General features: G+C 68.8%; 7 protein-coding genes and 1 pseudogene. All 8 read right to left on the bottom strand.

The window, feature by feature from the left end; translation table 11 throughout:
- Positions 1–959, bottom strand: a 959-nt coding sequence (locus AB3X43_RS07695) for a LacI family DNA-binding transcriptional regulator (RefSeq protein ID WP_369429266.1), incomplete at its 3' end; no start/stop codon positions are given.
- A 16-nt stretch (positions 960–975) separates the two neighbouring features.
- Positions 976–3,534 (bottom strand): glycoside hydrolase family 2 protein, encoded by a 2,559-nt coding sequence (locus tag AB3X43_RS07690; RefSeq protein ID WP_369429265.1) that lies wholly within the window; start codon positions 3,532–3,534, stop codon positions 976–978.
- A 26-nt stretch (positions 3,535–3,560) separates the two neighbouring features.
- Positions 3,561–4,646, bottom strand: a complete 1,086-nt coding sequence (locus AB3X43_RS07685) for an ABC transporter ATP-binding protein (protein ID WP_369429264.1) — start codon at positions 4,644–4,646, stop codon at positions 3,561–3,563.
- Between the two features lie 24 nt (positions 4,647–4,670).
- On the bottom strand, positions 4,671–5,570 hold the full coding sequence (locus tag AB3X43_RS07680) for a carbohydrate ABC transporter permease (protein WP_369429263.1): 900 nt from the start codon (positions 5,568–5,570) through the stop codon (positions 4,671–4,673).
- A gap of 13 nt (positions 5,571–5,583) precedes the next feature.
- On the bottom strand, positions 5,584–6,483 hold the full coding sequence (locus tag AB3X43_RS07675; protein ID WP_369429262.1) for a carbohydrate ABC transporter permease: 900 nt from the start codon (positions 6,481–6,483) through the stop codon (positions 5,584–5,586).
- A gap of 124 nt (positions 6,484–6,607) precedes the next feature.
- Positions 6,608–7,834 (bottom strand): ABC transporter substrate-binding protein, encoded by a 1,227-nt coding sequence (locus AB3X43_RS07670; RefSeq protein WP_369429267.1) that lies wholly within the window; start codon positions 7,832–7,834, stop codon positions 6,608–6,610.
- A gap of 19 nt (positions 7,835–7,853) precedes the next feature.
- Positions 7,854–9,197, bottom strand: coding sequence for a GH1 family beta-glucosidase (locus AB3X43_RS07665; protein WP_369429261.1), 1,344 nt, complete (start codon positions 9,195–9,197; stop codon positions 7,854–7,856).
- A gap of 190 nt (positions 9,198–9,387) precedes the next feature.
- Positions 9,388–9,851: pseudogene (locus tag AB3X43_RS07660) on the bottom strand (helix-turn-helix domain-containing protein); the annotation flags it as partial.

Below are 9,851 nucleotides of genomic sequence, written 5' to 3'. Positions count from 1 at the left end.
GGCCAGGCCAGGCCATAGCAGAGGTTGAGGACTTGCCGGCTGGCGCTGATGGTCACCTCGGCAGTGGGAATGCGGATGGTGGTCAGCGGCGGCGAGGTGAAGGGGGCGAATTCGGCGTCGTCGTAGCCGAGCACGGACACGTCTTCGGGTACGCGCAGCCCGGCCTGTGCCAGCCGGCTGATGACGGCCAGGGCCATCAGGTCGTTGGCGACGAACACGGCGGTGAACGCCGGACGCCCGCCCGCCGCACCGGCCAGCAGCTGGCGCGTGGCAGCGGCGCCGCTGGCAAGATCGAAGGCGCCATCGGCACTGTGCTCGGGATGCACGACCACGCCGTGGCGGGCCAGCTCTTCGCTGAAACCGTTCAGGCGGGCTTCGTTGTCGGGGGTGTTGCGCGGACCACGCACGGTCGCGATGCAGCGGTGGCCGCGTGCGAGCAGGGCGCGTGCGGCCAGGCGCCCGCCGGCGTGGTGGTCGGCGCAGAAGGCGTTGTCGTGGTGGCCGGGAAGCTGGCGGTTGACGACCACCAGCGTTGGCACACGTTCCATCAGCCGCTCCAGATCCTCGTCCCGCAGGCTGTTGGACGCGACCACCAGGCCGTCACAGTCGCGCTCGATGAGGAAGTCGATGCCGGCGAGGTCGAGCTGCCGGGTGGAGCCGATGCCGCAGCCGTTGGCCGCAATCATGTGCCGGCCGTTGGCGCGCAGCACGCTGTCGATGGTGGCGACGATGCTGGAGTAGAAATGACCGTCGAAGCCCGGCACATAGACGCCGATGGCGCCGGATTGCTGCAGCGACAGCGCCCGCGCGGTGCTGGAGGGCCGGTAGTCCAGCGTGGCTGCCGCATCCCGCACGCGCCGCGCCGTGTCCTCGGAAACCGAGCCGTTGCCGGACAACGCGCGCGAGGCGGTCGCCACGCCGACGCCGGCCAGTCGGGCGACATCCTTGATGGTGCTCATCGCAGTCGGGCGCAGGTCACCCTGGAGGGTCCTGCAGCGTGTTGAGACAGGTCGCGATGATCCCATCGGCCGCCACTGCCGTTCCGGCCACCCGCAGGCGTCGCACTTCGCCGGGCAGCAGGTCGAGGAAGTTGTCCTCGAACCGCGTGGCCGGTGTGCCGGGCACGTCGAGCCAGACGCCCTTGGCCGGTCGCGCGGCCTGCACGGTGACGGTGCCGTCCGCGTCGGAGCCGATCTGCAGCCCCGGGTCGGGAAAGCAGTGCCAGCGGTAGGGTTCGGGCCAGGCGTGGGCGCGGGCGCTGCACGTGTCGCTGGCGAGTGCCAGCGAGGCGATCAGCGGACGGTCCGGATCGACCGACCACGATGGTGGCGGCGCGAGTTCGGTGGTCGCATTGGCGGCCAGCGTCACCCGGGTGGTGACATCGTCGACCGCGTCGCCCTCCACCGTGTGCAGCTGCCAGCGCGCCTGCGTGGCCATCGGCTGTGCGCCAGCGTGCATCGCCCAGGCGGCCACACCCGCCGTGCCGCGCCGGACGGCGCAGGCCAGCGGTGCCATCGCGCGGCGGATGGCGTGCCAGGCTGGCTTGGGCGTGCCGGCGCTGTCCACGATGGCCCAGCTCGTCACTGGCCAGCAGTCGTTGAGCTGCCAGACCAGCGCGCCGCCGCAGCCGCGCGCGCCGGGTGTCTGCCAGCGGCGGCGGAAGGCTTCGTAGGCGTGGCGCAGCGCCTCGGCCTGGACGAACTGGGTGGCCTGGACCTCGGCGGCGAGGGTGTCCGGGTGGCGTAGCGTGTCGGCGCGGTAGACGGCCAGGCGGCGGTGGCCATCGGCGCCGACCGGCGAGAAGGCCTTGTTGTGCCACTGCAGCGTGCGGCTGCCTGCGAAGCGCTCCCCGACGGGAATCGACTGCTCCAGCACCGCCATCGACGGATGCGACTGCATGCCGAATTCGCTGACGAAGCGTGCTCCGACCTCGGCGTAGCGCTGGTAGGGCAGCATGAGCTGGTGCCAGACCTCCCAGCTGTGGCGGTCGCCGGCCGTCGGATCCTGCGACGGGCGCACGCCGCTGCCGGCCACCGTGGCTTCTGCGCCGGTGCTGGCGGTGTAGGGACTGCCGGGCCAGTAGGCACGGCCTGGGTCGAGCGCGTGGCACAGCGTCGGCAGCACCTGCTCGTAGACCGCACGCGCCTCGAAGCGCGAGAGGTCGCCGCCTGGTCCGTAGGCGCCGACGGCCTCGGCGAGCATGTAGTCCTCGTTGTTGCCGCACCAGAGCGCGAGACTGGCGCGGTGGCGCAGCCGGGTGATGGCCGCACGGGCTTCGGTTTCGACGCTGGCGACGAATGCCGGGTGCGCCGGGTACAGGCCGCAGGCGAAGACGAAGTCCTGCCAGACCAGCACGCCCAGTTCGTCGCAGGCGTCGTAGAACGCGTCGTCCTCGTAGATCCCGCCGCCCCAGACGCGCAGCATCACGAGGTGCGCGTCCACCGCCTGCTGCACGCGCTCGCGGTAACGGGCCGGCGTGATGCGGTTGAGCAGGTTGTCGTCGGGGATCCAGTTGGCGCCGCCGCAGAAGACCTCGCGCCCATTGACCTCGAACACGAAGCTGCGCCCCGCCTCGCCTGCCACCGGCGCCTGCACCAGCCGCAGCCGGCGCAGGCCGAGGCGGCGCTGCTGTGCATCGACCACGGTGCCGTCGGCGCGGACCAGCCGGGTGTGCAGCGTGTAGAGCGGCTGCGCGCCGTGGCCGGCTGGCCACCAGAGCTGCGGCGCCTCGACCGACAGCGCTGCGGTGTGCTGCGCGGTGGCGCGGCTGTGGTGCGTGGCGATCAGCGTGCCGGCGGGATCGAACAGCGTGTGTTCCAGCGCGATGCTGCCCAGCAGGTCGCCGTCGAGCCGGGTGTGCAGGTCCACGCGGGCGTGGGCCGGATCGTCGCCGAGCACCACCGGGCTGGCGAGTTCGGCGATGCGCAGGTCGGCGGCTTCCAGCCGGATCGCTTTCCACGGGCCGCTGGTCAGCAGCGTCGGGCCCCAGTCCCAGCCGTAGTGGTAGGGTGCCTTGCGCACGTACAGCCGGCTCGGATCGCCGTTCCACAGCGGACGGGCACCGTGGTGCGCTTCGAGGGCGCGGCCGCGGCGCAGCGCGCTGTCGAAGCGGATCCACAGCGTGTGGTGGCTGGGCCCGGCGTGCGGCAGTCGCTCGGTGATGTCCACGCGCAGCGGCACGAACATGTTGTCGCTCTCGGCCAGCGGCTGGCCGTCGAGCCAGAGCCGGGCGAAGGTGTCCAGCCCCTCGAACACCAGCGCCATGCGGTCGCGCAGCGCGTCGGCGCCGAGGTCGAAGTCCAGCCGGTAGCACCAGTCGCGCTCGGCCACCCACTGCACGGCGGCTTCCTGGCGCCCGACGAGCGGGTCCGGGATGGCGCCGCTGGCGAGCAGGTCCTGGTAGACCGTGCCGGGCACGCTGGCGGCGTGCCAGCCGTCGACCGCGGTGAACTGCTCCATGTCACCCAGCCGTGTTTCGGCGGCACGAAACCGCCAGCCGTCGTGCAACGGCTGCTGGAACAGGGGGCGGGCCATGGGGAATCCTGTGGGGTGGGACCGGCTCAGAGCCGGGCTTCGCTCTTGGCGTCGAACATCGAGGCGCGCGGCAGATCGAATCCGAAGGCAATGTCATGGCCGACCGTGCCTTGCCACTGGTCGTCGGCGATGGCGCTCAGCAGCACATTGCCGACGGTGAACCAGACGATCTTCTGCGGCCCGAGCGGCTCGATCAGCGTGAGGCGACCGGTGTGCGGCGTGGCGGTGCCGACCTCGTGGGCCAGGCGGACCTGTTCCGGCCGCACGCCGAGCACCACCTCGCGTCCATCGGCCGCGGGCGTGGCGAAGGGGTAGGCCGACACGTCGGTGCTCAGGGCGTCGCCGACGAAGGTGGCGCCACCACCGCGCGCCACCAGCTTGCCACGCAGCGTGTTCATCGTCGGCGAGCCGAGGAAGCCGGCGACGAACAGGTTCACCGGCCGCGCATAGATCTCGTCCGGCGTGCCGATCTGCTGGATCACGCCGACCTTCATCACCGCGATGCGGTCGGCCAGCGTCATGGCTTCGACCTGGTCGTGGGTGACGTAGACCATGGTGGCGCCGAGCTGCTGGTGCAGCTGCTTCAGCTCGCGGCGCAGTTCGGCGCGCAGCTTGGCATCGAGGTTGGACAGCGGCTCGTCGAACAGGTAGACCTTGGCGTCGCGCACCACCGCACGGCCGATCGCCACCCGCTGGCGCTGGCCGCCGGAGAGCTGGGCCGGGCGGCGCTTGAGCAGCTCCGTCAGGTGCAGCATCTCGGCTGCCTTGGCCACGCGCTTGTCGATCTCGGCCACCGGCACCCGTGCCACGCGCAGGCCGAAGGACATGTTGCGCTCGACGTTCATGGTCGGGTAGAGCGCGTAGCTCTGGAAGACCATGCCGATCTCGCGGTCCTTGGGATCGGCCCAGGTGACGTCGCGGTCGCCGATGCGGATGCTGCCTTCGGCGACGTCGTTGAAGCCGGCGATGGTGTGCAGCAGCGTGGACTTGCCGCAGCCCGAGGGGCCGAGCAGGACCAGGAACTCGCCGTCGGCGACTTCGAGGTTCATGCCCTTGAGGATGGTGTTGCCGCCGAGGACGATGTCGAGGTTGTCAATGTGGACGCTGGCCATGGTGGGGTCTCGAAAAAATGGAAATCAGCCCTTGACCGCGCCGGCGGCGATGCCGCGCACGAACCAGCGGCCCGAGAAGAAGTACACCGCCAGCGGCACCAGCGACGTGAGGATCGTGGCGGCCATGTCGATGTGGTAGCGGCGCACACCGAAGGTGGTGTTGACCAGGTTGTTGAGCTGGACCGTCATCGGGTAGTTGTCCTTGCCGGCGAAGATCAGGCCGAAGAGGTAGTCGTTCCAGATGCCGGTGACCTGCAGGATGGTCGCCACGATCAGCATGGGCGTGCCCATCGGCAGCATGAGCTGGAAGAAGATGCGCCAGAAGCCGCCACCGTCGATGCGCGCGGCCTTGAACAGCTCGTTCGGCACGGCGATGTAGTAGTTGCGGAACAGCAGCGTCAGCACCGGCATGCCGAAGATGCAGTGGACCAGCAGGATCGCCCAGTAGGTGTTGTAGAAGCCACCCAGGCGGAACCACGCCACCAGCGGGTAGATCATCACCTGGAAGGGCACGAAGGCGCCCAGCAGCATGATGCCGAACAGCAGGTCGCCCCAGCGCGAGCGCCAGAAGCTCAGCGCGTAGCCGTTGAGCGCGCCCAGGAACACCGACAGGACCGTCGCCGGCACGACCAGGCGCACCGAGTTCCAGAAGCCGCCCTGGATGCCCTCGCAGGCCAGCGCGATGCAGGCCTTGGACCAGGCTTCCGACCAGTTGCCGAACTGCGGCGAGGCGGGCCAGGCGAACAGCACCGCCTGGCGCACCTCGTCGGCCGACTTCAGCGAGGTCACCACCATCACGTACAGCGGCAGCAGGAAGAAGGCGGAAGAGACCAGCAGGAAGGCGTAGATGCCGATGCGGGCGGGAGTGACCAGCGGCCGGCGCCGACGCGGCGCATTGGCGGGCGTGGAAAGGGAGGTGCTCATGTCAGTAACTCTCTCAGTGGCCGGCGTTCTGACGCGCCTGGACCTTGGAGCGCCAGTACAGCAGCGGCGCGAGCACGGTGAACACGGTGACCAGCATCACCACGGACGCGGCCGAGGCCAGCGCGATGTTGTTGCGGCCGAAGAGGTGGTCGATGATGAACTTGGCCGGCACCTCGCTGGCATCGCCGGGGCCGCCGCTGGTCATCACGATCACCACGTCGAAGGTGCGCACCAGCGCCACGGCCAGCAGCACGAAGGCGGTCGCGAAGGCCGGGCCGAGCTGCGGCAGCACGACGCTGAGGTAGTAGCGCGGCTTGGACACGCCTTCCAGGCGCGCCGCCTTCCACTGCTCCTCGTCCACGCCGCGCAGTGCGGCCAGCAGGATGGCCATCGTCGTGCCGCTGCCCTGCCAGACCATGGCCAGACCGATGGCGTAGAGCACCATGTCCGTGCGCACCGTCCAGTCGAGCGTGAAGCTCTCCCAGCCCATCAGGCGGAAGGCGTTCTGCAGGCCCAGCGAGGGGTTGAACAGCCACTGCCAGATCAGGCCCGTGACGACGAAACTCATCGCGTAGGGGTAGAGGAAGATGGTGCGGAACCAGCTCTCGGCCTTGACCTGCTGGTCGATGAAGATGGCCATCAGCGTGCCCAGCACGAGCACGCCGACGATGTAGACCACGGCGAGCACGCCCAGGTGCTGGATCGAGACGGTCCAGCGGTCGGTCTCGAACAGGCGCTGGAACTGGTCCAGGCCGACCCAGTCGTCGCGCGGGAACAGCTTGGACGAGGACAGCGAGATCCGGATGCTCCAGATCACCGAGCCCACATAGGCCAGCAAGGCGGTGATGGCCAGCGGCAGCAGGGCGGCGTGCAGGGCCAGGTTCAGGCGTTTGGGTCGTGCGGAGCGCGCCATGGCGGTACTCGCTGGTCATGCGGCAGCCCGATCCGGCAGGCAGACGCCTGCGGAATCGGTCGCGCGCGAAAGGGGAACAGGCGGAGCGCGGAGCCGGTCGTGACCGGCCCCGCGCTGCGAGGCATCAGCGCTTGAGCGCGGCGCTCATCGACTTGATGGCGTCGTCGACCGACTGGTCGGAGTTCCAGAACTTGCTCACGGCATCCTCGAAGGCCCCCTTGGCATCGGGGCTCAGGAGTTCGTTGTCGCTCTGCAGCAGACGGCCTTCCTTGACGGCCTGGACACCGGCCTGCGCGCAGACGTCCATCTTGCTGGTGTCGACGTCGGTGCGGATCGGGATGGAGCCCTTCTTGTTGTTGAAGGCCACCTGCATCGCCGGCGAGATCATCATTTCAGCCAGCTTGTGCTGGGCGGCGTCCGCATCCTTGGACTTGGACTTCGGGAACACGAACACGTCGCCGCCGATGGCGTAGGGCATCTTCGGACCACCGGCCATGAAGCAGCCGTATTCCTTGCCTGCGGTCTTGCCGGCGTTGACGAACTCGCCCTTGGCCCAGTCGCCCATCATCTGGAAAGCGGCCTTGCCGTCGATCACCATGCCGGTGGCCAGGTTCCAGTCGCGGCCCGGGGAGCCGGCGTCCACATAGCCCTTGAGCTTCTTGAAGGTCTCGACCGTCTTGCGGAACTGCGCGTTCGATGTGTCCTTGTCCTTGAAGGTCTTCAGGTACAGGTCCTGGCCACCCACGGACAGCAGCACGCCGCGGAAGGTGATGCCTTCCTGCCAGCCCTGGCCACCCAGCGCCAGCGGGGTGACGCCGCCCGCTGCCTTGACCTTGTCCATGGCCGCGAACATCTCGTCCATGTTGGTCGGCTCCTTGGCGCCGGCCTTGGCCAGCACGGCCTTGTTGAACCAGACCCAGTTCTCGTTGTGCAGGTTGACCGGCACGGCGTAGTAGTGGCCGCCGACCTTCACGGCGTTCTTGATCTTCTCGGGCAGCAGCTTGTCCCAGTTGCCCTTGGTCGCGACGTCGTCGAGGTTGTTCAGCAGGCCTTCCTTGATGATCTCCTCGTACTGCTTGCCGTAGTTGTACTGGGCTGCCGTCGGGGGATCGCCACCCATGGTGCGGTTGGCCATCACGGTGCGGGCCTGGGCGCCACCGCCGCCGGCGATGGGGGTGTCGACCCAGGTGCCGCCGGCCTTGGTGTAGGCGTTGGCGAATTCCTTGATGGCGGCGGCTTCACCGCCGGAGGTCCACCAGTGGATGACTTCGGCCTTCTGGGCCTGCGCGGCGCCGATGGCACCGAAGCTGATCAGCGCGGCCGCGGCCACTTGCTTCATGCGGATGTTCATGGTCATCGCTCTTGTCTCCTCAAGTTGTAAGGGCGGCTGGGGTAGCGGTCGCCCGACGCTGTTGCAAAAACGCCTGGAAGGCACGCGCGCTGTCCTTGAGCGTGCGCACCTGGGTCGTGTAGTCGACGTGGACCAGCCCGAAGCGGCGTTCGTAGCCGAACGCCCACTCGAAGTTGTCCATCAGCGACCAGACGAAATAACCGCGCACGTCCACCCCGGCGTCGATCGCGCGGCTGACCGCGGCGAAGTGGCGCTTGAGGTAGGACTGGCGCTGGGTGTCGTCGACGCGACCGCCTTCGACACGGTCGTCGCTGGCCATGCCGTTCTCGGTGATGTAGATCGGCGGCAGGTTCGGGTAGACCGCCTTGAAGCGGCGCAGCAGGTCTTCGAGGCCCTGCGGGTAGACCTCCCAGCCCATCTGCGTGCGTTCGACGTCCACCAGCGGCACATCGGCGAAGCCGTGCGCGCCGTCGCTGCGCAGGTTGCTGCGGAAGTAGTAGTTGATGCCGAGGAAGTCGAGCGGCTGGCTGATCAGGGCCATGTCACCGGGCAGCACCAGCGGCGCGCTGCCGGGCCAGAGCTTGTCCCACAGGTCCGAGGGATAGGTCCCGGCCAGCAGGGGCTGCAGCACCCAGTCGTTGTGCTGGAGTTCGTAGAGCCGGGCGGCTTCCTGGTCGGCGGGGTCGGCGCTGTCCGAGGTGCCGCGGCCGACGTTGGCGACGATGCCGGCGGGCGTGCCGGGATTGTTCTCGCGGATCGCCTGGAGCGCCAGGCCGTGACCGAGCAGCAGGTGGTGCATGGCCTGCGTCGCGCACCGCGGATCGGACAGACCTGGCGCATGGTGGCCGTTGCCGTAGCCGAGGAAGGCCGAGCACCACGGCTCGTTGAGCGTCATCCAGCCCTCGACCAGCCCGCCCAGTTCGCGGCTGACCAGCGCGGCATAGTCGGCGAAGCGCCAGGCGGTGTCGCGGTTGAGCCAGCCGCCGCGGTCTTCGAGGTGCTGCGGCAGGTCCCAGTGGTAGAGCGTCACGTAGCGCTGCACACCGCGCTCACCCAGGCGGGTCAGCAGGCGGCGGTAGAAGTCCAGGCCTGCGGTGTTGGGTGTGCCGTCGGCGTGCATGACCCGCGGCCAGGCGATCGACAGGCGGTAGGCATCGACGCCCAGGTCGGCGATCAGCTCGACGTCGGCCGCCCAGCGTTCGTGGTGTTCGCAGGCCTGTGCGCCGGTGTCGCCGCCGAGGGTCTTGCCTGGTGTGGCGGAGAAGGTGTCCCAGATGCTGGGCAGACGGCCGTCCACGTCGATGGCGCCTTCGATCTGGTACGAGGCCGTGGCCACACCCCACAGGAAATCGGGCTTGGCCATCACCGATCCGGGTGGCGGGGCGAGGCGGTGAGACAGCGGGCTCTGATCGTGATCGGACAAGTCTGACTCCGGCAACGGACACCGTTGGAACCGGTTCCAACGAGCCGCCAGTGTCGCGTTGTCAGGACGTTGTCAGGAGAGGGGAAACCCGGTTCTTCGGGAATCCCCGCAGTCGGTCTTCAGGATCGGCTCAGCGGTCCGGCCGAGGCGCTTTGCCGGAGACATGCGCCTCGCCCGTGTCGCGTCGCAGGTCGCGGAATGGCCCGAACAGCCATGAACGCATCCCGATCACCAGCGTGTAGGGCTGCTTCTGGTCTTCGGGCAGGCGTTGGTCGGCCAGATGCTGCTGCGCGAAGTCGCTGGCGATGCGCGCCAGACGTTCATTGAAGACCTGTGCCACCCGGGTGTTGATCTCGCCATGGACCAGCATGAGCTGCTCGCCCTCGCCGTCGAAGCCGCCGCGGAAGTAGTCCGGCACCACCTCGGCGCGGAAGAACTGCATCACCGGTCCGTGCGGCCGCCAGCGAAAGGTCTTGGCCACCTTCATCCGGTAGCGGTTCTGCGGCTTCAGCTCGATGATGCCGAGCCGGTCGAGCTGCACGAAGTAGCCCACCAGCTCCGCCTCGGTGTAGCCGTAGCCGGTCAGCACCTGCT

This window comes from Sphaerotilus sp., from assembly GCF_041083715.1.
In the GTDB taxonomy this organism is placed as follows: domain Bacteria; phylum Pseudomonadota; class Gammaproteobacteria; order Burkholderiales; family Burkholderiaceae_C; genus Sphaerotilus.
This window is presented reverse-complemented; position numbering and strand designations above follow the sequence as displayed.